This window comes from Pseudoroseomonas ludipueritiae, assembly GCF_014490445.1.
In the GTDB taxonomy this organism is placed as follows: Bacteria; Pseudomonadota; Alphaproteobacteria; order Acetobacterales; family Acetobacteraceae; genus Pseudoroseomonas; species Pseudoroseomonas ludipueritiae.
The window spans coordinates 62753-85513 of sequence record NZ_JACTUZ010000006.1; the positions used below are offsets into that span (position 1 = coordinate 62753).

The 22761-nt window shown below is 69.8% G+C and carries 28 protein-coding genes; 16 read left to right on the forward strand and 12 right to left on the reverse strand.

The window, feature by feature from the left end; genetic code table 11:
- The first annotated feature begins 96 nt into the window (after positions 1-96).
- The 4 genes from IBL25_RS03385 (at position 97) to arsH (ending at position 3116) form a co-directional block, all read left to right on the forward strand.
- The gene (locus IBL25_RS03385; RefSeq protein ID WP_187777149.1) at positions 97-447 is read left to right on the forward strand and encodes an ArsR/SmtB family transcription factor; all 351 of its coding nucleotides are present in this window, start codon (positions 97-99) and stop codon (positions 445-447) included.
- A gap of 28 nt (positions 448-475) precedes the next feature.
- Positions 476-898, forward strand: coding sequence for an arsenate reductase (glutaredoxin) (gene arsC, locus IBL25_RS03390; protein ID WP_187777150.1), 423 nt, complete (start codon positions 476-478; stop codon positions 896-898).
- Between the two features lie 108 nt (positions 899-1006).
- Positions 1007-2320 carry an arsenic transporter gene (locus tag IBL25_RS03395; RefSeq protein WP_187777151.1) on the forward strand — a complete coding sequence of 438 codons (1314 nt, stop codon included), beginning with the start codon at positions 1007-1009 and terminating at the stop codon, positions 2318-2320.
- Positions 2321-2372: 52 nt separating this feature from the next.
- Complete coding sequence (gene arsH / locus IBL25_RS03400) at positions 2373-3116, forward strand: arsenical resistance protein ArsH (RefSeq protein ID WP_187777152.1); 744 nt, start codon at positions 2373-2375, stop codon at positions 3114-3116.
- Positions 3117-3188: 72 nt separating this feature from the next.
- On the opposite strand, the gene IBL25_RS03405 is transcribed toward arsH, so the two are convergent.
- Together IBL25_RS03405 and IBL25_RS03410 are read right to left on the reverse strand one after the other, a co-directional pair.
- Positions 3189-3446, reverse strand: a complete 258-nt coding sequence (locus tag IBL25_RS03405) for a hypothetical protein (RefSeq protein WP_187777153.1) — start codon at positions 3444-3446, stop codon at positions 3189-3191.
- 61 nt (positions 3447-3507) lie between these two features.
- The gene (locus IBL25_RS03410) at positions 3508-3834 is read right to left on the reverse strand and encodes a hypothetical protein (protein ID WP_187777154.1); all 327 of its coding nucleotides are present in this window, start codon (positions 3832-3834) and stop codon (positions 3508-3510) included.
- Positions 3835-3934: 100 nt separating this feature from the next.
- Here IBL25_RS03410 and IBL25_RS03415 point away from each other — a divergent pair, with 100 nt between their 5' ends.
- Positions 3935-4387: a MerR family transcriptional regulator gene (locus IBL25_RS03415; protein ID WP_187777155.1), complete on the forward strand. Its 453-nt coding sequence runs from the start codon at positions 3935-3937 to the stop codon at positions 4385-4387.
- 69 nt (positions 4388-4456) lie between these two features.
- Complete coding sequence (locus IBL25_RS03420; protein WP_187777156.1) at positions 4457-5434, forward strand: arsenic resistance protein; 978 nt, start codon at positions 4457-4459, stop codon at positions 5432-5434.
- Positions 5435-5471: 37 nt separating this feature from the next.
- On the opposite strand, the gene IBL25_RS27215 is transcribed toward IBL25_RS03420, so the two are convergent.
- A complete protein-coding gene (locus IBL25_RS27215) occupies positions 5472-5705 on the reverse strand; it encodes a GDCCVxC domain-containing (seleno)protein (RefSeq protein WP_275295943.1) in 234 nt (77 codons plus the stop codon).
- Positions 5706-5994: 289 nt separating this feature from the next.
- Between IBL25_RS27215 and IBL25_RS03425 the strand changes: the two genes are divergently transcribed.
- The gene (locus tag IBL25_RS03425) at positions 5995-6399 is read left to right on the forward strand and encodes a MerR family transcriptional regulator (RefSeq protein WP_187777157.1); all 405 of its coding nucleotides are present in this window, start codon (positions 5995-5997) and stop codon (positions 6397-6399) included.
- Between the two features lie 670 nt (positions 6400-7069).
- Here the strand turns inward: IBL25_RS03425 and IBL25_RS03430 are convergent.
- Entirely contained in the window at positions 7070-7486 is a 417-nt protein-coding gene (locus IBL25_RS03430; RefSeq protein WP_187777158.1) for a MerR family transcriptional regulator, read from the reverse strand.
- Between the two features lie 90 nt (positions 7487-7576).
- Here IBL25_RS03430 and IBL25_RS03435 point away from each other — a divergent pair, with 90 nt between their 5' ends.
- The 9 genes from IBL25_RS03435 (at position 7577) to IBL25_RS03475 (ending at position 13890) form a co-directional block, all read left to right on the forward strand.
- Positions 7577-7825 (forward strand): heavy-metal-associated domain-containing protein, encoded by a 249-nt coding sequence (locus tag IBL25_RS03435; RefSeq protein WP_238940183.1) that lies wholly within the window; start codon positions 7577-7579, stop codon positions 7823-7825.
- A 92-nt stretch (positions 7826-7917) separates the two neighbouring features.
- Complete coding sequence (locus tag IBL25_RS03440; RefSeq protein ID WP_202986664.1) at positions 7918-10041, forward strand: heavy metal translocating P-type ATPase; 2124 nt, start codon at positions 7918-7920, stop codon at positions 10039-10041.
- The gene (gene lspA / locus IBL25_RS03445; protein WP_187777160.1) at positions 10034-10552 is read left to right on the forward strand and encodes a signal peptidase II; all 519 of its coding nucleotides are present in this window, start codon (positions 10034-10036) and stop codon (positions 10550-10552) included. The genes IBL25_RS03440 and lspA overlap by 8 nt, the downstream gene beginning before the upstream one ends.
- 12 nt (positions 10553-10564) lie before the next feature.
- Entirely contained in the window at positions 10565-11302 is a 738-nt protein-coding gene (locus IBL25_RS03450) for a cytochrome c biogenesis CcdA family protein (RefSeq protein ID WP_456315849.1), read from the forward strand.
- A complete protein-coding gene (locus tag IBL25_RS03455) occupies positions 11299-11916 on the forward strand; it encodes a cation diffusion facilitator family transporter (RefSeq protein WP_187777161.1) in 618 nt (205 codons plus the stop codon). The genes IBL25_RS03450 and IBL25_RS03455 overlap by 4 nt, the downstream gene beginning before the upstream one ends.
- Positions 11909-12880: a nitrilase-related carbon-nitrogen hydrolase gene (locus tag IBL25_RS03460; RefSeq protein WP_187777162.1), complete on the forward strand. Its 972-nt coding sequence runs from the start codon at positions 11909-11911 to the stop codon at positions 12878-12880. Before IBL25_RS03455 ends, IBL25_RS03460 begins: the two co-directional genes overlap by 8 nt.
- A gap of 375 nt (positions 12881-13255) precedes the next feature.
- Complete coding sequence (locus tag IBL25_RS03465) at positions 13256-13399, forward strand: hypothetical protein (protein WP_194433596.1); 144 nt, start codon at positions 13256-13258, stop codon at positions 13397-13399.
- A 35-nt stretch (positions 13400-13434) separates the two neighbouring features.
- Positions 13435-13638 (forward strand): hypothetical protein, encoded by a 204-nt coding sequence (locus tag IBL25_RS03470; protein ID WP_456315850.1) that lies wholly within the window; start codon positions 13435-13437, stop codon positions 13636-13638.
- Positions 13639-13740: 102 nt separating this feature from the next.
- Positions 13741-13890, forward strand: coding sequence for a hypothetical protein (locus tag IBL25_RS03475; protein WP_187777164.1), 150 nt, complete (start codon positions 13741-13743; stop codon positions 13888-13890).
- A gap of 38 nt (positions 13891-13928) precedes the next feature.
- Here the strand turns inward: IBL25_RS03475 and IBL25_RS03480 are convergent, their stop codons facing one another.
- From IBL25_RS03480 to IBL25_RS03515, 8 genes are all read right to left on the reverse strand, one after another.
- On the reverse strand, positions 13929-14543 hold the full coding sequence (locus IBL25_RS03480; protein ID WP_187777187.1) for a class I SAM-dependent methyltransferase: 615 nt from the start codon (positions 14541-14543) through the stop codon (positions 13929-13931).
- 11 nt (positions 14544-14554) lie between these two features.
- Entirely contained in the window at positions 14555-15094 is a 540-nt protein-coding gene (locus IBL25_RS03485) for a hypothetical protein (protein WP_187777165.1), read from the reverse strand.
- A gap of 62 nt (positions 15095-15156) precedes the next feature.
- Positions 15157-15450 (reverse strand): hypothetical protein, encoded by a 294-nt coding sequence (locus IBL25_RS03490; protein WP_187777166.1) that lies wholly within the window; start codon positions 15448-15450, stop codon positions 15157-15159.
- 62 nt (positions 15451-15512) lie between these two features.
- On the reverse strand, positions 15513-15848 hold the full coding sequence (locus IBL25_RS03495) for a hypothetical protein (protein ID WP_187777167.1): 336 nt from the start codon (positions 15846-15848) through the stop codon (positions 15513-15515).
- Between the two features lie 165 nt (positions 15849-16013).
- Complete coding sequence (locus tag IBL25_RS03500; RefSeq protein WP_187777168.1) at positions 16014-16358, reverse strand: hypothetical protein; 345 nt, start codon at positions 16356-16358, stop codon at positions 16014-16016.
- Positions 16359-16721: 363 nt separating this feature from the next.
- Positions 16722-19886, reverse strand: coding sequence for an efflux RND transporter permease subunit (locus IBL25_RS03505; RefSeq protein WP_187777169.1), 3165 nt, complete (start codon positions 19884-19886; stop codon positions 16722-16724).
- A complete protein-coding gene (locus IBL25_RS03510) occupies positions 19883-21442 on the reverse strand; it encodes an efflux RND transporter periplasmic adaptor subunit (protein WP_367615542.1) in 1560 nt (519 codons plus the stop codon). Before IBL25_RS03510 ends, IBL25_RS03505 begins: the two co-directional genes overlap by 4 nt.
- On the reverse strand, positions 21439-22761 hold the full coding sequence (locus IBL25_RS03515) for a TolC family protein (protein WP_187777170.1): 1323 nt from the start codon (positions 22759-22761) through the stop codon (positions 21439-21441). Before IBL25_RS03515 ends, IBL25_RS03510 begins: the two co-directional genes overlap by 4 nt.

The following is a 22761-nucleotide window of genomic DNA, read 5'->3' on the forward strand; positions in this document are numbered from 1 at the left end:
CGCACTGCCTGACATTTCGATAAAACCCGTAGGAACAATTGACCCGGCGCCTGCGGAACATTATTTTGAGTTTTATCGAAGAGTGAGGCCGACCAGATGGACGCCAGTTCAGCCGTCACTGCCCTTTCCGCCCTGGCGCACGAGCACCGGCTCGCCGCCTACCGCATGTTGGTCGAGGCGGGGCCGGATGGGCTCGCCGCAGGCGTCATCGCGGAGCGGCTTGGCCTGCCGCCGTCGAGCTTGACCTTCCACCTCCAGGCGCTGCTGCAAGCCGGGCTGGCGACGCAGCGCCGGGTCAGCCGCCAGATCATCTACGCAATGGTCCCGGCCGCCATGAACGGGCTCGTAGCCTACCTCACCGAACACTGCTGCGGCGGCCAGGGCGGTTGCGGTCCGGCCTGCGAACCCGTGGCGCCCAGCGCGCCCGAGGGAGCTTCCGCCGCCTGACATCCTCCGATCACGTTTGGAGCCCGTCGTGACCGTCACGATCTACCATAATCCGGCCTGCGGGACGTCCCGCAACACGCTGGCCCTGATCCGCAACAGCGGGGAGGAGCCGGAGGTCATCGAGTACCTGAAGACGCCGCCGACGCGGGAGGAGCTCAAGAGCCTTATCCAACGCATGGGCATCTCCGTGCGTGATGCCTTGCGTCAGAAGGGCACGCCATACGAGGAGCTTGGCCTCGCCGACCCGTCCCTCACGGACGGCGAGTTGCTGGATGCCATGATGGCGCACCCCATCCTCATCAACCGTCCCATCGTGGTGACGCCGCTCGGCGTGAAGCTGTGCAGGCCCTCCGAGGCGGTGCTGGACATCCTGCCGAACCCGCAGCAGGGCGCCTATGCCAAGGAGGACGGCGAGAAGGTCGTCGATGAGCAAGGCCGCCGCCTGATCTGAGCCGGGCGCCCGCGCCCTCCTTTCCTGAGCACGACGAGCTAGGCCGCTGACCAATCATGGTCAGCGGCCTAGCTCCGCGGGTTCTGAGCCCTGAGAGAACACGCCTGCATGCTGGCCTTGGCTATCTTTGTCTTCACCCTCATCCTGGTCATTTGGCAGCCACGGGGCCTTGGTATTGGCTGGTCCGCCATGGGCGGCGCCGTGCTCGCCTTAGCGACCGGCGTCATCGGCTGGGCCGACGTGCCGGTGGTCTGGGACATCGTCTGGGACGCCACCTTCACCTTCGTGGCGCTGATCATCATCTCGCTGCTGCTGGACGAGGCTGGGTTCTTCCAGTGGGCCGCGCTGCACGTGGCGCGCTGGGGCGGCGGGAACGGGCGGCGGCTGTTCCCGCTCGTCGTGGTGCTGGGCGCGCTCATCGCCGCCTTCTTCGCCAATGACGGCGCGGCCCTGCTGCTGACGCCCATCGTCATGGCCGTCCTGCTCAGGCTGAACTTCTCCGCGGGCGCCACGCTGGCCTTCATCGTCGCCTGCGGCTTCGTGGCCGACACCACCAGCCTGCCGCTGGTGATCTCGAACCTCGTCAACATCGTCTCGGCCAACTACTTCGGCATCGAGTTCGGCCGCTATGCAGCGGTCATGGTGCCGGTGAACCTGGTGGCTCTGGCAGCGACGCTGGCCGTGCTCTGGGCCTATTACGGCCGCCAGGTGCCTGCCACCTACGCGATGGACCAGCTTGAGCGGCCCGGCGCCGCCATCCGCGACCACCTCGTCTTCCGGGCAGCCTTCCCACTGCTGGCCGTACTGCTGCTGGCCTACTTCGTCCTGGCGCCGCTCGGCGTGCCCGTGGCGGCCGTGACCGGTGCCGCCGCCCTGGTCCTGCTGGCGCTGGCCGGACGCTGGCACCAGGGCGGCCGCGGCGGCGTGGTGCCCGTCCGCAAGGTGCTGGCGGGTGCGCCCTGGCAGATCGTCATTTTCTCCTTGGGCATGTACCTGGTGGTCTACGGCCTGCGGAACGCCGGGCTGACGGATCACCTCGCTGGCGCGCTGGAATGGCTGGCCGGGCACGGCCTCTGGGCCGCCACCATCGGCACCGGCGTCGGCGCCGCGCTGATCTCCTCGGTGATGAACAACATGCCCAGCGTGCTGGTCGGCGCCCTGGCCATCGAGCAGGCTCAGGGCATCCCGCCTGCCATCCGCGAGGCCATGGTCTACGCCAACGTCATCGGCTGCGACCTCGGCCCCAAGTTCACGCCCATCGGCAGCCTGGCGACGCTGCTCTGGCTGCACGTGCTGGCGCGCAAGGGCACCACCATCACCTGGGGGCAATACATGAAGGTCGGTCTCGTCATCACGCCGCCGGTGCTTCTGGCCGTGTTGGCCGCCCTGGCGCTCTGGCTGCCCGTGGTGGGCCAGCCGTGAGCGTAGTGACCGCCAGCGCCATCCATCCATTCCTGACGACGGGGAAACCCTGATGAGTTCCGACCTCGACCTCTCGCTGCCCAACGTGGACGACGACCATCTCCAGATGCCGGACCTCACCCGGCTCGGCATTCCCGGCGCCAGCACGCACCAGCCGCGCATCCTGCTGCTCTACGGCTCGCTGCGGGAGCGCTCGTACAGCCGCCTGCTGACACTGGAGGCCGAGCGCATCCTGCGCCGCTTCGGCGCCGAGACGCGGGTCTTCGATCCCCGCGAGCTTCCGGTGGTCGACAGCGTATCAGCCGACCATCCCAAGGTGGTGGAACTACGGGAACTGTCGCTGTGGTCTGAGGGCCAGGTCTGGTGCAGCCCGGAGCGGCACGGCGCCGTCACCGGTATCCTCAAGAACCAGATCGACTGGCTGCCACTGGAAAGCCGCGGCGTCCGGCCGACGCAGGGGCGCACGTTGGCGGTGATGCAGGTCTCCGGCGGCAGCCAGAGCTTCAACAGCGTCAACACGCTCCGCCTGCTCGGCCGCTGGATGCGGATGGTCACCATCCCCAACCAATCCTCCGTGCCCAAGGCGTACGAGCAGTTCGACGAGGCTGGCCGCATGCTGCCGGGGCCGCTCTACGACCGCGTGGTGGACGTCATGGAGGAACTGGTGAAGTTCACCTTGCTGACGCGCGACATCTCCGCTCACCTGACCGACCGCTATAGCGAGCGCAAGGAGCGGGCCGAGAAGCAGGCCAGGGCCGACCTCGCCACTCTGTCGGGCGCGGCCAGCGCCCGGTGACGCCAACCACATCATCGAAGACTTTGTTCGCTTTGGCCTGAGGGTGACCGTGTGCTGACGGTGTCGAGTCCCTCAATCAGGGCCGGGTACAGGCACGAATTGCTGGAAGGCGGCCGCGGCCTCGACGCCTACGGGTGCGATGATGGTCAGATGGACGGTGTCTGCGGTTTCCCGCAGGCTGAAGGTCAGGAAGCCGCAGCACGCCTGTTCGCGCCGGACAAGTTCCCGCACCTGGGGCGCGGCTTCGGCGTCATAGACCAAGTGCAGGGTCAGACCGTCGCGGCGGTAGTCGCAGAGGGACCGTGTTATCAGTTCGTGGATCCAGGCCATCCGGTCTCGGTAGGCGCCTGGCGCCAGCGAGCAGACGATGGGCGCGCCTCGGCGGCCGTGGTCATGACCGACCTCCGGAAACGGCGCCGGACGGCATGGAGCCACATCCGCAGGCACTGACGCTGCAAGCCGGTCCAGTCGAAGGGGCGCAGGCGCCAGCCGCCGCCCGGTGACGGACAATGACCAGCCCAATGGTCGCCGCGAGCAGCAGAACGGCCAGCCCGACCACCCACCCGACCGCCACAGTGCCGAGACCCGCAAGACCGATGGCGGCCAGGACGGAGCCGAGGACGGGAACGGCGCAGCACGTCGCGCAGGCGGTGACGACGGCGCCCGTGGTGGCGGTGGCACCGGCGGTCAGGCCCAGGACCTTTGTGGCGAGACGCATGGAGGGATCCCTCGTGGCTGTTGCGGGGCGCTCCGCCCCTCGTTGCCGCAAGGTAGTTCTTCAAGTAACTTGAGGTTCAAGAGGTTTCTGAGGCGATGCCATGCCACGCTCTGCACCCGGCCTGACCATCGGCGCGCTGGCCGAGCGCACCGGCTGCAACCCGCCGACCATCCGCTACTACGAGGAGATCGGCCTGCTGCCGCGCCCCGGGCGGCGGGCGAGCGGGCACCGCAGCTACGGCGACGAGGACCTGCGGCGCCTGACCTTCATCCGACGCTGCCGTGATTTCGGCTTCCCGGTCGAGCAGGTCCGCGCCCTGGTGGCGCTGACGGAATCCCCGGACCGGGACTGCGCCGAGGCCCGTGACGTCGCGCAGACGCATCTCGAGGCCGTCCGGGAGAAGCTGGCCGAGCTCCACGCGCTCGAGCGGACGCTGGCCGAGTTCGTGGACACCTGCACGGCAGCCTGCGCCGGAGGCCCGGCCAGCCGGTGCACCATGCTGGAAGACCTGTCCATTCCCGCCCCCGCGAAGCGGGCTGCCTGCTGCGGCTGACGAAGCCGACCCCCATGACCATCCGCGGCGTGACACTGGTTGCCCGCTCACCACGGAGGAGCCGACAACTTGGCCATCACCCGCCCCGGCCTGGAAGAGAACCAGGTTGCCATCTACTTCGCCGCCGTCCTGGCGGGCGCGATCGCGGCCGTCGTTGCGCCCGGGGACGCGTGGGGCGCGGTCATCAACCCGGCCATCGCGGCCCTGCTGTACGTGACCTTCCTCCAGGTGCCGCTGGCGGACCTGCGGAAGAGCCTGGCCAATGGGCGCTTCCTGCTGACGTTGCTGGCGGTGAACTTCGTCGCGGCCCCTCTCGTGGCGTTCGCCCTGGCTTCCCTGCTGCCCGGTGAGCAGTGGGTGCTGCGCCTGGGTGTCCTGATGGTGCTGCTGGCGCCCTGCATCGACTACGTGGTCGTGTTCACCCACCTGGGCCGCGGGGACGCCCGCCTGATCCTGGCTGCGACCCCGGTGCTGCTGGTGGCGCAGATGCTGCTGCTGCCCGTCTACCTCGGCCTGTTCATCGGCGAGCAGGCCATGGCGATGATGCAGCCTGGCCCCTTCATCGAAGCCTTCGTCTGGCTGATCGCCGTCCCTCTGGCTCTGGCCGCGGCGACGCAGGCATGGGCGGCACGCTCCGGTGCCGGGAAGGCGGTTGCCGACGCCATGGGATGGCTGCCCGTGCCGCTGATGGCCGTGGTGCTGCTGGTGGTCATCGCGGCCGTCGCCCCGGACGTGGCGGCCCAAGCGGGCTCCGTCGCCATGCTGGTGCCGATCTACGTCGCCTTCGCGGCGCTGATGCCGGTCGTGGGCAGCGTCATCTCCAGGTATGCGGGCCTTGAGGCGGGCGCGGCGCGAGCCATCACCTTCAGCGGTGGCACCCGGAACTCCCTGGTCGTCCTGCCGCTGGCCTTCGCCCTCCCGGAGGCCGGGGCCCTGCTGCCCGCCGCCGTGGTGACGCAGACGCTCGTCGAGCTCGCCGCCATGCTGGTCTACATCCGCTGGGTACCCAGGCTGGTGCCCGCCAACCCCGGCATTGCGGCGGAGTGACGGTCATCCCGCCTTTGCTGACCACGCGGGGAAAGGATCAGCCAGCCGCTGGCGACGGATCCCCGGCGTGGCAGCAACCCTTCCCGTCCACCTGTACAGGCGGGCACGGCACCGTTCCGTAGGAGCAGAACACACAGCAATCCCCTTGCTTGGGCCGGAGCAGCGTTCCGCAGCCGGTGCAGTCGTAGAAATACTGGCAGGCGTCTGTTGGCATCGTCTCGGTTTTTGCCGTGCCACAGTGCGGACAGGTGATTGTCGACTCCAGGATCATCAGGTCCTCACACGTACGCGTAACCGAGCACCAACAGGATGACTCCGACCGCCAAACCTGCCGGAACGACAAGCTGGAGGGCCGGGTTGGGGGAGCAGGCGGAACCCGGCTTGCAAGCGACTGCTGCCCGTCGCGGTCAGCAGCACAGCACCCGTTTCCCTGACGGGCCGATGTGCCGGGGGAGCGTTCGCTGGGGTGTCGGACATGGTCGGCCTCCTTGTCTCGGTTATGCAGCGCACCTACCGTCTGTAGCGACTACAGGCTCAAGTCCTTTCTGGAGGCACATGGAATGGGGCAGAGCGGCGTTGCCATCGGCGAACTCTCGCGGCGCACGGGCTGCAACATCGAAACAATTCGCTACTATGAGCGGATTGGCCTGCTTCCGATACCGGCTCGCCGGGGACGCTATCGCCTGTTCGGTGACGAGGACATCAGACGGCTGAGGTTCGTGCGGCGTGCGCGGGAGCTTGGCTTCACCCTGAAAGAGGTTAGCACTTTGTTAGGACTGGGCGCAGGCGCCTGCGCCGAGGTTCATGGCATGGCCGCAACACACCTCGCGGATGTCCGAACACGGATTGCTGACCTACAGGCGATGGAGCGTGCACTGGCAGATGCTGTGCAGCAATGTGAGCCGGGCGAGAAGGCTGTATGCCCATTGGTCGGGACCCTGTCGCGTCCAGCGGCTGTTACCTGATTGTGCCTCAAAACCTGCTCAGAGTGCGTTGAGGCTGATGGAAGGAGCAGGCGAATGCGCTGGCGTTGAGGTGGATGTCGAGCCTGCACTCCTGGCGGGGGATTCGGTTCAGTTAAGCAAAATCGCCCTCGATAACATACAGGGTCGACTCTCTTGCAGTCGGCCTAACGCAAGCGGCGCAACATTCCATCGTGCAGCCGGTCCCATATAGTGGATTCCTTCCAGTTAAGCACAGATGTCGCCAACAGGTTATACCAAGCCCCTGTGACTGGAACCTATTGCTACACGGTCGAGGGGCCAACATCCCCGACCGGCTCCACGGTGCGATATCATGTAAGGGTATCGGTCACAGGGACTTGGAATTACTCCTAAGACACAGCCCGTCTCCCGCGACAGTATTTCTCCGATACGTGCCTGAGTTCAGGACGAAGAGGATGCTGCTCAAGGCGGCGTCGAAGCGGCACCATTAGCCGTCCACCTCCAGGTTCAGCCCGCCCCAGCGGCAACAACGGTGGCCGGAGCTCTGGTGTGGACAGTAAGCAGGAGAGGACGACCCTGGCTCCTCCTCCCGCACCGTGAGCAGACGGAAGCTTCCACTGACGCCAGGCCCACAAGAAGACTGGGCTCAGGCGTTGGGCGGGATGCCACGGCGCGGACGGGCGCCGCCTGGTCAGGCGCCAGCACTGGGACCGAGGGCTTCGATGATGCGGCACTCCGCCACCTTGCCGTGGCGGCACTGTCCGATTAGCGAATCCAGTTCGCGCCGCAGTGCCTGGAGGTCGGCAATCTTCCGGTCCACCTCATCCCGGTGCCCTCGGGCGATGACGTCCACCGCGTCGCAGGAGCGCTCGCGGTCCTCGGCCAGGTCGAGCAGTGTGCGGATCTGTTCCAGCGAGAAGCCGAGGTCCCGCGCGCGCCGGATGAAGCTCAGGCGGCCGAGGTGGGCCTCGCCGTAGGTCCGATAGTTCCCGGCGCTGCGGGCCGGTGCCGGGAGCAGCCCCACGCGCTCATACCAGCGGATGGTCTCCACCTTCGTGCCGGTCGCCCTGGCGAGAGCGCCGATGTTCAGCAGGTTGTCTAAAGACATCGCCTTGACCCTGTAGCGACTACAGGGTCCATATAGGACGTCATCAACCCCCGGCAACTGGCGGGGACCCACCTGCAAAGGAGGCTAGCGATGGCGAATGGTGACACCACGGCGACAGGAACGTCGGTCGACCTGCGTTACCGGGTGGAAGGCATGGATTGCTCCGGCTGCGCTCTCAAGGTCGAGGGCGCGGTCGAGCAGATCAACGGCGCAGAGGACATCCAGGTCAACTACAAGACGCAAACCCTGGAGTTCCGCCTGAATGAGGCGACCACGCCGCGCTCGGCCGTCGAGGAGAAGATCAGCGGTCTGGGCTACGGCGTCGCGGCCCTGGCGTAACTAACAAGAACAGGGTGACAGCCATGGCTGACGGCGGAACGGCTCAACTAGAACCCAAGTCCAGGGCGGCACTGAGATACCACGTGGAGGGCATGGACTGCCCGTCCTGCGCCTCGAAGATCGAGACGGCCGTCGGCCGCTTTGACGGGGCCGAGGACATCCGGGTCAACTACCACAGTCAGGTTCTGGCGTTCCGCCTGGACGAGGCGGCCACGCCGCGCTCGTCCGTCGAGGAGCAGATCCGCAAGCTCGGCTACGGCGTTGCTCCGGTCGAGGCGCCGCGGGTGGTCGAGGGCGGGCCCGGCGCGGCCGCCGGAGACCTGGGGTTCGTTCGCCCACGCCAGCCCTGGTGGAAGGGGAAGAAGGCGCGGCTCGCCGCGACGATCGGCGTCCTCATGGTGGCCGGGTTCGCCGTCTCGCTGGCCGTCCCGGCCCTGGACCACTGGGTCTACCTGCCCGCCGCCCTGCTTGGCCTTGTCTATTTCGGCCGCAAGGCCATCGCCGCGGCGGGCGCCGGGTCGCCCTTCAGCATCGAGATGCTGATGTCGATTGCGACCGTCGGGGCCATCGCCATCGGCGCGACCTCCGAGGCGGCGGTGGTGGTGTTCCTGTTCACCGTCGGCGAACTCCTGGAGAACGTCGCGGCCGGGCGCGCCCGCGCGGGCATCGAGGCGCTCGGCGCCCTGGTGCCGAGGACCGCCCTGCGCATCGAGGACGGCACGGCGCGGGAGGTGCCCGCCGCCAGCCTCAAGGTCGGCGACCTCGTCCTGGTCCGCCCGGGTGACCGCGTTTCCGCCGACGGCGAAGTGGCCGAGGGCGAATCCGAGGTGGACGAGAGCCCGGTGACCGGCGAGTCCGTCCCCGTTGCCAAGGCCGAGGGCGCCCCCGTCTTCGCGGGCAGCATCAACGCCTCCGGCGCGCTCCAGGTCCGGGTGACGAAACCTGCCTCGGACAACACCATTGCCCGCATCATCCGCCTGGTGGAGGAGGCGCAGGACGCCAAGGCGCCGACCGCCCGCTTCATCGAGCGGTTCTCGGCCATCTACACGCCGATCGCGGTCGCCGTTGCGGCCCTGGTCGCCGTCGCGCCGCCGCTTGTCGTCGGCGCGGACTGGGACACCTGGATCTACCGCGGCCTGGCGCTGCTGCTGGTCGCCTGCCCCTGCGCCCTCGTCCTGTCGACGCCCGCGGCCATCGCCTCCGGCCTTGCAGTCGGCACCCGGCGGGGCCTGCTGGTGAAGGGCGGCGGCGCTCTGGAGACCATCGGCCGGATCCGCGCCGTCGCCTTCGACAAGACCGGCACCCTGACCGAAGGGCGCCCGCGCGTAACCGACCTCCTCGCTCTCTCCGGCCCGGAGCGCACCATGCTCGGCCTCGCCGCCGCGGTGGAGAACGGCTCCAGCCACCCGCTCGGCCGCGCCATCCTGGAGCGGGCGGACGCCGATGGCATCCCGCTGCGCCCGGCCAAGGATTCGCGGGCTATCCCGGGCAAGGCCGTCGAGGCGGTCGTGACCGGCAAGCGCGTGGCCGTCGGCTCGCCCACCTTCGCTGCCGGGCAGGCGCCGCTTCCGAACGACGCGGAGCAGGCAGTCGCCGAGTGGGAGGCACAAGGAAAAACAGTCGTCGTCGTCTCGGTGAATGATGTCCCCACCGGCCTGATCGCGGTGCGCGACGAGCCTCGGCCGGACGCCACGGCGGGCATCCGGGCGCTCAACGCTCTGGGCGTCGACGCCGTCATGCTCACCGGCGACAACGTCCGCACGGGGCAGGCCATTGCCGGGGCGCTCGGCCTCAAGGTGAAGGCGGGCCTACTGCCGGAGGACAAGCTGCGCGAGATCGGCGCCCTCAGGGATAAGGCGCCCGTGGCCATGGTGGGCGACGGCATCAACGACGCGCCCGCGCTTGCGGCCGCCTCGGTCGGCATCGCCATGGGCGGCGGGACCGACGTTGCCCTGGAGACGGCCGACGCGGCGCTGCTGAACAGCCGCGTCGTGGACGTGGCCGCCCTGGTTGGACTGTCGCGTGCGACGCTCTCCAACATCCACCAGAACGTGGCCATCGCCCTCGGCCTCAAGGCTGTCTTCCTGGTGACGACGGTGGCAGGCATCACCGGCCTTTGGCCTGCCGTACTGGCAGACACCGGCGCCACGGTTCTGGTGACCCTCAACGCCCTGCGCCTGCTCGGGTACCGCTTCAAGGGCGTGGCGCATGGCTAAGGGCCTGCCCAGGGCGCGCCTCGCCTGGACCTGGGGCGCGGCGACGGCCGCGCTGGCCTTCGCGCTGGACCAGGCGACGAAGTGGTGGGTGCTGGCCCATCTCATGGATCCGCCCCGCGTCATCCCTGTCGCCCCGTTCTTCAACCTAGTGCTGGCATGGAACCGGGGCGTCAGCTTCGGCCTGCTGTCGGCGGACCACCCCGCGACGCCCTGGCTCCTGTCCTCCCTCGCGCTCGCCGTCGTCGCGGGCCTCGTCGTCTGGACGACGCGTGACCGGCGCTCCGGCATGGCGGCCTCGGTCGGGTTCATCGCCGGAGGCGCCCTGGGCAACGTCGTCGACCGGCTGCAGCACGGCGCCGTGACGGACTTTCTGGACTTCCACGTGGCTGGCTACCACTGGCCCGCCTTCAACCTCGCCGATACCGCGATCTTCGTCGGCGTCGCGCTCCTGCTCATCGTCGGAGGGCGGCGCGAACCGGCGGGCGCGCCGCCCTCCGCGGCGCGGCCCTAGGGCGGGACCGCCGTGAACCCGCTCCTCCAGATGTCCGGCCTCCTGACGGCCTTCCTGGCAGGGATGGTCTCGTTCCTCTCGCCCTGCGTGCTGCCGCTGGTGCCCGGCTACGTCTCCTACGTCGCCGGTCGCTCGGTCGCCGCCGAGCGCGCGACGCCGGGTCGTCTCGCCACGGTCGGCCTTGGCCTCTGCTTCGTCCTGGGCTTCGCGACCGTCTTCGTGGCGATGGGCGCGGGTGCCTCGGCGCTGAGCCAGACCCTGTTGCGCTACCGCTACGAGGCCGGGATCGTGGGCGGGGTGGTCGTGATCCTGTTCGGCCTGATGACCGCGGGCGTCCTGCGGCTGATGCCGCTGCAACGCGACCTCCGCTTCATGCCAACGCTCAGCGGCGGCACGCCGCTCTCCGCCTACGTGCTCGGGCTGGCCTTCGCCTTCGGCTGGACGCCCTGCATCGGTCCGGTGCTCGGCGCCATCCTGGCGCTGACCGCCACCAGCGAGATCAGCCACCTCGGCATCGTGCTCCTGGCCGCCTACGCGGCCGGGCTGGGCGTGCCCTTCCTGCTGGTGGCCGCCTTCGCAGACGCATTCCTGCGCGGCCCGTTCCGCAGCCTGCGGCGCGTCGGCCGCGTTCTTCAGGTCTTGGCGGGTGGCGTCATGGTGGCGATGGGGGTGGCCATGATCACGGGTCACCTGACCGACTTCGCCATCCTGATGCTCCAGCTCTTCCCCTGGCTCGGGAGCATCGGATGAGCGACGATGATGACCTGCCCAAGGACCTCGCCCACATCACGCCCGCCTATCGCCGGGCGCTCTGGATCGTGGTCGGCCTCAACGTCGGCTACGGGCTGGTGGAGATGGTCGGCGGCTTCATCTCCGGTAGCCAGGCGCTCAAGGCAGATGCCCTCGACTTCCTCGGGGATGGCCTGATCAGCTTCCTCGGCCTGCTGGCAATCGGCTGGAGCCTCGCCTGGCGCGCCCGCTCCGCCCTCATCCAGGGCCTGTTCCTTGCCGTGCTTGGCTTGGGCGTGCTTGCCACCACCGGTTATCGGGTGCTGGTGCTGAACCAGCCCGAGGCCGAACTCATGGGCCTCTTCGCCATCGTCGCGCTGGTGGTCAACGTGGCCTCCGCGGCGGTCCTCATGCCTCACCGCGAGGGTGACGCCAACGTCCGGGCCGTCTGGTTGTTCAGCCGCAACGATGCCATCGGCAACCTGGCCGTGGTGGTCGCGGCGGGCCTCGTCTGGTGGACGGAAACGGCATGGCCCGACCTCGCCGTGGCATTCGTCATCGCCGGGCTGTTCCTGCAGTCGGCTTGGTCGATCATCCGCGACGCGCGGGCGGACCTGAGGGCGGCGCATGACTGACGGCGTTCCCGACAGCCCTGTCGAGGTCCAGGCAGTCGGATCGAGCGGCCCCGGCGCCACGGTGCGGGTCGCCGCCTGCACGACCCCGGTCCGCCTCGCGGATCCCGCCGCGAACGCCGACTCCCTGCTGGAGGTCGCATGCACCTGCGCCGAGCGGTCGGTGTCGCTGGTCGCCTTCCCCGAACTGGCGCTGACCGGGTACTCCATCGACGACCTCTTTCTCCAGGACGTCGTCCTGGACGCTGCCGAGGCCGCCGTGGAGCGGATCGTGGAGACGTCGGCCCGCTTGCCCTCTGCCATGGTGCTGGGCGTCCCCCTGCGCCATGCGGGCCGCGTCTACAACACGGCCGTCATCATCCACCGCGGGAGGCTGCTGGGCGTCGTGCCCAAGGTCCACCTGCCGAACTACCAGGAGTTCTACGAGCGCCGCTACTTCGCATCCGGGAACGGGACCGACGGAAGCGTCATCCGCGTGGGGCGGCACTCCGCCCCGTTCGGCCCCGATCTTCTCTTCGTGGCCGAGGCCCGCCCGGGGCTCGTCGTCCATGTCGAAATCTGCGAGGACATGTGGGTGCCGATGCAGCCGAGCGCCTTTGGTGCATTGGCCGGAGCCACCGTCCTGGTGAACCTGTCGGCCAGCAACATCACCGTCGGGAAGGCCGACACCCGGCGGATGCTGTGCCGGGCCCAGTCGGCTCGGTGCACGGCAGCCTACCTGTACACGGCGTCGGGCGAGGGTGAATCGACGACCGACCTCGCGTGGGACGGCCAGACCTCAATCTACGAGGACGGGGTCCTTCTCGCGGAGACCTCTCGCTTCGAACCCGGAGCCCGGTTTGCCGTCGCGGATGTCGATGTCGACCGTCTGAACGACGCACGGGCCCGCTCTGACATCTTCGCGCAATGTCGGGCGAGTCATGAGGCCCAGGTGGCCCGCTTCCGCCGCATCGTCCTCAGCTCGTAGCGGAGACGGATGCCGCTCCACGCCGATCGCCGCGACGCTGATGCAAGTTCGCGGGGCGGGGGTGAGGCGCAGCGGGGCAGCCTCTGCCACCGCGAAGTCCCGCAACCCGGCCACCAGCAAACCGCTGCCTGCCAGGGCCCGTGCCACACGGGAGATCATCGCATGGCCTGAACTTGAAAGGGAGCACTCCCTCTTGAACCTCTGACGACTGGAGGTCCCATCCAGGAGGCCGCCAGCAGGAGATCGCTCGATGGACGGCACACACGCAGCGGCAGCAAGGGGAAATCCGTGTTCTGGCGTGTGGAAGGCATGGACTGCGCCTCGTAGGTCGCCAAGGTCGAGAGCGCCATGAGGCCGTTGCCTGGCGTCTCCGAGGTGTCCGTGAACCTCATGGCGGAGCGCCTGACGCTGCGCCTGGATCAGGGCGGGGCGGACCCCGCCAGCATCGACCGCTCGCGTGACCGGCACGGTGGACTGGCGTCAGGTCGCGCTGGGCAACGCGCGGGCGTGACGCTCTGAAGGGAGACCTCGCGGGCATCGCGCGGGCGCGGACGTTGTCGCGCGCGGTGATGCGGAACATTCGGCAGAACCTATTCCTCGCCTTCGTCTACAACTCACTCGGCGTGCCGCTGGCGGCGGGCGTGCTCTACCCGTTCACCGGGATGCTGCTCAGCTCAATCGTCGCCGCCCTGGCGATGGCGCTGAGCTCAGCGTCGGTTATCGGCAACGCCCTGCGGCTGCGGGCGGTGCGGCTTTAGGCGCGGGGTTCGGAGCGCTTGCGGCCCCGGGCCGCAGGGCGCTTGACCCTCCCACGACGGAGGGGCGCACAGTCCCGACGGCGCTGATTCCTGGAGGCCGAAATGCCGCTCGCAAACCTCGAAGAGCAGGTACTGGCTGTGCTCAAGCGGGCCCTGGAGGAGGGCCGAGCGGAGGCGGCCGAGCACCTGCTGCGCGCCCTGGAGACGCTCTGCGAGGACGCGTCGCCGGGGTCGGCGCTGGCCGACGCCTAACGCGCACTGGCGGCTCCTCGGCGGAGCCGCCGTCGCCGTCACCCCGGTCGGGCCCGGCCCTCGTAGATGAAGGTGAGCGGCTTCGGGCCCGGCAGATAGCCGGTCTTCAGGTCGTCCACCCGGAACCCGGCTGCCAGGACGAGGTCGTCCATATTGCGGTTCAGATGGCAGCCTCCTGTGACGCGCTTCCAGGCGGGCGTCAGGCGGTCCTGCCACCAGCGGACACCCGGGTCCGGCGCGAGGCCGTGCTCCACGAACAGCAGCGCGCCGCCGGGCCGTAGGACGCGGCGCGCCTCCCGCAGCGCCGCGGCGGGATCGCCGACGCTGCACATTGTCCAGGTGGTCACCACGGTGTCGACGCTGCGGTCGCCCAAGGGCAGTCGCTCGCCCGCCGCCTCGACCAACTCGACCGGGACGCGTCCGCCCCGGGACCGTGCCTCCGCCATTCGCAGGAGCGCGGGCGACGGATCGATCCCGACGACGGAGGTCACGTCCGGGCCGTAGAAACCGAGGTTCAGGCCGGAGCCGACGCCGAGCTCCAGCACCCGTCCCGAGGCGGCGAGCCCGACCCGCTGGCGGAAGGGCACGAGTTCGCGGTTCCGCATGGCGAGCGCGAGCAGCCGGGGAAGGACGAAGCGTTCGTACACACCCATCGCGGAGCCCTTCATCCCCGTCCGGCGCCGGAGATCAGGCCGAACGCCACGGCGGGGAAGCCGCTGACTTCCCTGATGACGCGGTAGGCCACTCCCGTCCCGGCCAAATGCCGAGACGACCGCCAGGGCCGAACAGGCTCGGCACGCCGCGCACGCGCGGCAACATTGAAGTCGAGAGGCCCTGGCCGACTTCCCGGCCGGAAGTGTCGGCGTTGGCCACCGGACCACTGGCTCTCGCGGACGACGGCGTTCAGCCATTCGCTGAAGGCGGTGTAGCCGAGCCCGAACGCCACGGTGAGCGCGGCGACCGCCCCGAACCGCCGGACGGGCCAGTCCCGGTGCCCGGCGAGCACGAGGCCGAGGCCGCGGGCGAGCGAGGCGAGCGCGATGAGGAGGTCGCCGAGGACCACCGCGAACAGCTTTTCTCCCGCGGTCCCGGTACGCCAGAGCGTGTAGAGCGGGAGGTGGGCCGCCTCCCGCGCGAGGTCGCCCGCGGCGACGGTCAGCAGGTGGACGCGCATCGCGGAGAGCCAGTTCGGATAGCCGGTCACAAGCTTCAGCTCCTTCCGGGGAGCTCCCGCCGCCCATGCCTTGGGCGGCGGGAGCCGTTCGGTCAACCGTGGTCGGGCTGCGTGTCGCGCGGGGCGGACGGGGAGCGCTGCATGCCCTCCATCATCCGGTTGCAGTTCTCCATCATGCGGTTCATCTGCTCTGGGTCCATCCGGCCCATCATCCCGCCGTGACCCATCATGCCACCCCGTCCCATCATGCCCTGGTCGGGAGCGTGCTGCGGTGTCTGGGCCTGCGGCGTCTGGGCTTGGCTTCCCTGCGCGAGGGACGCTCCGGCGCCGACGGCAGTGGCGAGCACGGCCGTGGCGGCGGCCATGGAAATGCGCTTCGTCATCATGTCTGGTCTCCTTGAACGCGGTTCTGGCGCAGGCGGCGCCTTCGGAACCGCAGTTGCACACGTCAGTAGGACGGGCCGCCGTCTGGGCTCGGGGCGATGCCCGGCTTTGCCAGGGCGCTCCCGTCGGAGCCGCCGTGGCCCTTCATGCACAGCGCCATCATCACGGCGCAGGGCAGGGTGTAGAGCAGCGGCAGCACCGCCGCCGCTCCGAGCCAAGCCCATCCGGCCAGGAGGCCGGTCGCCGCGATCGCGGCCGCCAGGATGAGGAGGCCACCGCGCCCGCGCAGGAACGCTGGAGCATGGGCCCAGACGGCGGAAAGCCTCGATGGTCGGCCGCCGTCGTCGCGCGGGACGGGCGCGCTCAGGGCGAGGTCCCGCGTGGGGGTGGAGGTGTTCATCTCTCGAATCCGTTCGCTGTGCCGCGTGGCGCGGCGTGTGAGAGTGGGCGCCCCGGGGAACCGGTGGCGCGTCTCGGCCCGCAGCGTCCGCGTGGCCCGGGCGTGGCGCGCCGGATCGGGCGGACGGCGTCCGACCGGAACTGCCCAAGTGGGCGGCCCCGGCGGTCAGGCGACCCGGATGGGAGGATCGAGGATGGGTTTGATGGACAGCCCCTCGCGCGCGTCGGCGGCGGCCCCATAGGCGACCGCGATCCAGGTCAGCGGCCCCGACGCCGAGAGCGCGGGGGCGGGCAGGCTGACGAGGGAGGCGCAGCCGATTGCGTCGATGCAAGCGGGCGTCATCTTGCAAGGTGCAGGTGCCTGGGCGTCGCCGGAGGAAGCCTGGTGCTCCGTGTTGGCCATGTGCATCGTGTCGCACGGGACCGCGGAGCTCGCCTGGACTGCTGGCGCCCCGATGAGTGCGACGGCGACCAGGATGGCCAGCAGCGGCCTGAAAAGGCGGAGCACCATGGCTGCCACCTGGGCAGAGGGTGCGAGCGGTTCAAGGCACCGGCCGATGGCCGCCCGCCCTTCGGCTGGACACGCCGACGCCGCGAAGGGCATCCCATGCGGGATCCTGGAACCGCTCATTCGGACCTCCTGCGGCCACGGGGCGACGCCCACCGACGGCCACGAGACTGGACCGGCGGCGCGAGGTGAAATGCCGTGCGCTTCCAGCTTCGATGCGCCGCGCACATCTCGGCCTTCCGTCGTCGGCCATGCCGTCCTCCGTGCCGGTCCTGCGACCGCGGCAGGAGCATCCGGCCTTCCCACCTGGCAAGGTCAACAGGGCTTCGTGGCGGCCACGTGTTCGTGTCCCCGACGGCGGCAACCTCATTCCGCCGCCCTCGCCAGCGGTTGCGCCCCATGAGCCGTCGCCGCCTCGGCCCGAGGCAGGCCCCATCCCTTGACCAGGCCGTAGATCGCCGGGATCACCAGAAGGGTCAGCACGGTCGAGGACACCATGCCGCCGACCATGGGGACGGCGATGCGCTGCATGAGTTCCGAGCCCGTGCCGGTGCTCCAGAGGATGGGCAGCAACCCTGCCATGATGGCGGTCACGGTCATCATCTTGGGCCGCACCCGCTCGACCGCGCCCTCCATGATGGCGTGGCGCAGATCCTCCCGCGTCAGGCGCCGCCCTTCAGCCCGGCAATGCTCCCCGACTGCGGCGAGGGCGTGGTCCAGGTAGATCAGCATGATGACGCCGGTCTCTGCCGCGACCCCGGCGAGCGCGATGAACCCGACCGCGACGGCGACCGACATGTTGAAGCCCATCAGGAACATGAGCCAGACGCCCCCGACGAGCGCGAAAGGCACCGAGAGCATGACGATGAGCGTCTCGGCCAGGCGCCCGAAGTTCAGGTAGAGCAGCACGAAGATGATGAGCAGCGTGACCGGCACGACGATGGCCAGCTTGGCCTTGGCGCGCTGCATGTACTCGAACTGGCCGCTCCATTCGAGGTGGTAGCCGGGCGGCATCTGGACCCGCTCGGCCACGGCACGCTGCGCGTCGGCCACGTAGCCGCCGATGTCGCGGCCGTGCATGTCAACATAGACGTAGTTCACCAGCTGGGCGTTTTCCGTCCGGATGGTCGGCGGACCGCGCCGTAGCTGGACGGTCGCCAACTGCCCCAGGGGAATGGCGGCGCCCTGCGTGTTCTGCACGAGGACCTGCGCCGCGATTCCCTGCGGGTCGCTGCGGAGACCGCGCGGGTACCGCACGTTGACCGTGTAGCGTGCGCGACCCTCCACGGTGGTAGTGACCGGCTCGCCTCCAAGGGCGGTCGCTATGGTTTCCTGGAGGTCGCCGACCATCAGGCCGTGCCGCGCCAGAGCCGCCCGGTCGGGTTCGACCTCCAGGTAGTATCCGCCCTCGACCCGCTCGGCGAAGGCGCTGGTCGTCCCGGGCACCGTTCGGACGGCGGCCTCCACCTCGCGGGACAGCCGGTCGATGCCCGCCAGGTCCGGCCCGTAGACCTTGACGCCCACCGGGGTGCGGATGCCGGTCGAGAGCATGTCGGTGCGGGCCTTAATGGGCATGGTCCAGGCGTTGCTGACCCCGGGCATCCGGAGCGCCGCGTCCATCTCGGCAATCAGGGAATCCACGGTGACGCCCGGCCGCCACTCGCTCTCCGGCTTGAGGTTGATGATGGTCTCGAACATCTCGGTCGGTGCCGGATCCGTCGCGGTCGCCGCGCGGCCCGCCTTGCCGTAGACGCTCGCCACTTCAGGAAAGCTCCGGATCACCCGGTTCTGCGTCTGCAGGAGCTCGGCCGCCTTGGTGACGGACAGCCCGGGCAGGCTGACCGGCATGTACATTAGCGTCCCCTCGTTCAGGGTCGGCATGAACTCGCTGCCGAGGCGCGCCAGGGGCCAAGCGCTCGCGCCGACTGCGATGACCGCGACCAGGATCGTCAGCGTCTTGGCCCGGAGGACGCCTGCGATCAGGGGGCGATAGAGCCAGATGAGCAGCCGGTTCACCGGGTTGCGGCGCTCCGGCATGATGCGGCCGCGGACGAACAGCACCATCAGCACCGGCACCAGGGTCACCGACAGCAGCGCGCCCGCCGCCATGGCGAAGGTCTTGGTGAAGGCGAGCGGCCGGAACATCCGCCCCTCCTGATCCTCCAGCGTGAAGACCGGCAGGAAGGAAACGGTGATGACGGCCAGGCTGAAGAACAGCGCGGGGCCGACCTCGACCGCGGCCTCTGTCAACACCTGCACCCGGGACGCCCTCGGTTCCGCCTGCTCGAGCCGCTTGTGGGCGTTCTCGATCATCACGATGGCCGCGTCGACCATGGCGCCGAGCGCGATGGCGATGCCGCCGAGCGACATGATGTTCGAGCTCAGCCCGAGCAGGTGCAGCAGCGTCATGGCGATGAGCACGCCGACCGGCAGCATCAGGATGGCCACGAGCGCGCTGCGGACATGCAGAAGGAAAACCACGCAAACCACCGCGACGATGAGGCTCTCCTCGAGGAGCGTGTGCTTCAGCGTCTCGATGGCCCGTTCGATCAGCGCGGAGCGGTCGTAGACGGAGGAGACGGTCACCCCATCAGGCAGGCTGCCTGCGATCTCGGCGATCCGGCGCTTGACGCTATCGATGACGGAGAGCGCGTTCTGCCCCTCGCGCTGGAGCACAACGCCGCTGACCACCTCGCCCTCGCCGTTCAGCTCGGTGATGCCGCGGCGCTCCTCGGGGCCGAGCTCCACCCGGGCGACGTCGCGGAGCAGGACGGGAACCCCGTTCTGCATAGCGAGGACGATCTGCTCGATGTCCGGGATGCCTCGCAGGTAGCCGCGTCCGCGGACCAGGTACTCCGTCTCGGACATCTCGACCGAACGGCCGCCGACGTCGCGGTTGCTGGCGCGGATGGCCTCGGTGATCCGCGAGAGCGGGATGCGGTACGCCTGCAGGCGCTGGGGGTCGACGACCACCTGGTACTGCTGGACGAAGCCGCCGACGCTGGCCACCTCGGCCACGCCGTCGGCCCGGGCGAGCTGGTAGCGAAGGAACCAGTCCTGGACGGACCGCAGCTCGGCCAGGGTACGCTGCGCCCCCGTGACAACATACTGGTAGACCCAGCCCACGCCGGTGGCGTCCGGCCCCAGCGACGGCGTCACGCCTTCCGGGAGGCGCCGTGCAGCTTGGCTGAGGTACTCGAGCACCCGGCTGCGGGCCCAGTAGAGGTCGGTGCCGTCCTCGAAGACCACGTAGACGAAGGACGAGCCGAAAAAGGAGAAACCGCGGACCGTCTTCGACCGCGGGACGGTCAGGAGGGCCGTGGTCAAGGGATAGGTGACCTGGTCCTCGACTACCTGCGGCGCCTGGCCCGGGTAGTCGGTGTAGACGATGACCTGGACGTCGGAGAGGTCCGGGACGGCGTCCAGCGGCGTGTTGCGGACAGCCCAGATGCCAGTTCCGATCAGGAACAGGGTCGCGAGCAGCACCAGGAAGGGGTTGGCCACCGACCAACGGATGACGCGGGCGATCATGGCCGCTGCCCCTCCTGCTGTGTGGGCGCCGGAGGTGCCGCGAAGGTCTGCAGCGCAGCCCTCAGGTTGCTCTCGGCGTCGATCAGGAAGTTGGCGCCGACCACGACCCGCTCGCCCGCCTTGATTCCTTGCCGGATCTCCACCAGGCCGTCGGCCCGGCGGCCTGTCTGGACGGAGCGCGGCTCGTAGCGGCCCGGGGCGCGCTCCACGAGCACGGCCTGCCGCGTGCCGCTGTCGAGCACCGCGGAGTCCGGGACCGCGACCATGGGGGTGGAGCCCAGGGGTGCCGCGATCTCCACCGTCGCATACATGTCTGGCTTGAGCAGTTGCTCCGGGTTGAGGATCTCGATCCGCACCCTGGCCGTGCGCGTGGCCGCGTTCAGGGTCGGGTAGACGAAGGTGACCTTTCCGGTGAACCGCCGGTCTGGGTAGGCAGTCAGGCCGATGCTGGCCTCCTGGCCAGGTCCGACAAGACCCAGGTCCTGCTCGAAGACATCGGCGAGCAGCCAAACGGTCGAGAGGTCGCCGATGCGGAAGAGCGTCTCGCCGGGCGCGAAGCGCATGCCCTGCAACGCCGCCTTCTCCAGGACGACGCCGTCCATCGGCGAGGTCAGCGTGAGCGTGCGGGCGACGGTGCCGGTGCGCCGCAGGCGGGCGACCTCCTCCTCCGGGAGATCGAAATTGCGCAGCCGCGCCAGGGCGGCCGCGGCGACGCCTGCGTCCAATCGGCGGGCCACGACGTACTCCTGCTCGGCGAGCGCCAAGTCGGGGCTGTAGACCTCGAACAGCGGCTGGCCACGGCGCACCGGCTGGCCTGTCTCGTTGACGAGCAGCCGCTGGATCCAGCCCTCGAAGCGGGGAGAGACGACCACGAGGCGCCGCTCGTCGACGGCGATCGTGCCGACCGCCCGGATGGAGCGGGTCATCGTGCGCTCGGTCGCCAAAGCGGTGCGGACGCCGAGCATCTGCACCCGTTCCGGGCTGACGGTGACGGTGCCCGCGGGCTGGTTGGCCTCGTCCTCGTAGACGGGGATGTAGTCCATCCCCATCGAGTCCTTCTTGGGCACCGGTGAGGTGTCGGGCAGGCCCATCGGGTTCCGGTAGTAGAGGATGCGCCCACGGCCCCCGGCCGACGAGGGTGCGGGCGCCGGAGCGGGACCGGGGGCACCGGCGTCCTCGTAGACGGGGACGAAGCCGCGTCCGTCGGCGCTTTTCCTTGGGACGGCGGAGTACTCGGGCCTGCCGGACGGGTCCTGGTAGTAGAGCGGCGGCCGCGCCGGTGACGCGGGGGGCGCCGCCGATGCCGCAGGCGTTTGGTCGCCTTCCTCGTAGACCGGCACGTAGTCGCGGCCTTGTTCGTCCTTCTTTGGTGCCGGTGAGAAATCGGTGCCGGAGGGAGCCTGGTAATAGAGGGGTTGCCGCGCGGCGGGCGGCTGCTGCGCCACTGCGGCGCCGGTGACCAGTCCGCGGGGCTGGCCACCGGCGAGCCAGAGAACGCCCAGAGCGGCGGCTGTCGCGAGCGCGCCTGAGGCCAGGAGGATGCGGGGCGCGCTCACAGGTCACCTCCGACAAGGCGCTCGATGGCCGCCACTTGTCGCTGGCCGTCGAACTCGGCGGAGAGGAGCTGCAGGCGGAAGCCGACGAGGTCGGCCTGCGCCCGCAGAACGGTTCCGAGGTCCACCCTGCCCACCGCGTACCCGGCGGTCCCGGAGCGCACGAGCGCCTCGGCCTGGGGCAGCAGGCGCCGACGGATCAGGTCGACCGTCCGGCGGCTGCCCTCGGCGCCTGCCGCGGCGTCGGCGAGGTCGCCCCGGATCTGCTGCTCGCGCGCCTCGTAGCGCGCGCGGGCGGCGCCCGCCTGGGCTCCCGCCTCGCGCTGCTGCGCCTCCCGCAAGCCCCACTGGAGGGGCACCTTCATGCCGATCCAGGCCTGGTAGCCGGTCGGCCCGTAGCTTCCCCGGTCGATGGCCGAGGCGCCGAGGGTCACGTCCGGGTACCAGTTCCGCTCGGTCAGTACCCGGTTAGTCTCGGCCCCGCCCACGGCCGCCGCATCCGCGGCCAGGGAAGGGCTCGAGGCTCGCGCCCGCTCAATCAGGCGCGCAACGTCCAGCGCACGGGCATCGGGGAGCGGCCGCAGCCGTTCCGGCGCGGCCAGGGACGCGTCCGGCGACCGGTTCAGCAGGGCGTTCAGCTGGCCCTGCGCGCTCCGGAGCGATGCCTCCAGGCGAAGGATCTCGGCCGAGACGCGTGTGGCCTCCACCTCCGCCCTGAAGACCTCGGTCTGCTCGCCGCGGCCCTGGGCGTAGCGTTCGCGGGCGACCTGCGCGACGCCTTGGAGGGCTTGCCGCTGGTCTGCCGCCCGGCGGGCCGCCTGGTAGGCGGCGTAATAGCGGGCGAAGGCGACCTTGACCTTCTCGACCAGTTCGGCGTCCGCGGCCTGCGCCTGTGCCGTCATCTGGCTGACCTCGGCGCGGGCGGCCTGACGACGCAGATCGCGCCTGCCCCAGAGCGGGATCTCCTGCTCGAAGCTGTAGATCATCATGTTCTCGCGGCGGCCCGAGCTGCGGGGCATCTCGTCCGACATCACCCGGACAGTCGGGTCGGGAAGGGACCCGGCGATCCCCACGCGCGCCCGGGCCGCGTCCGCGTCGAGCGCGCGGGCGGCGAGTTCGGGGCTGAGTTGGCGGGCGACGCCCAGGACGCTCTCCAGGGTGGCCCCGGGGAGTGTTCCCCCCGGGGTCTGCTGGGTGCCTCTGGTCTGGGCGTGGCCCGGCCCGCCCAGGAGGGTGACGGTCAGGCCGAGCGCGAGGGCCGCGGCGGACCTTCGTCCGGCGCGCGCCGGGGGCGTGGAGCCCCCCGTTGTCCAGGGGCGCAT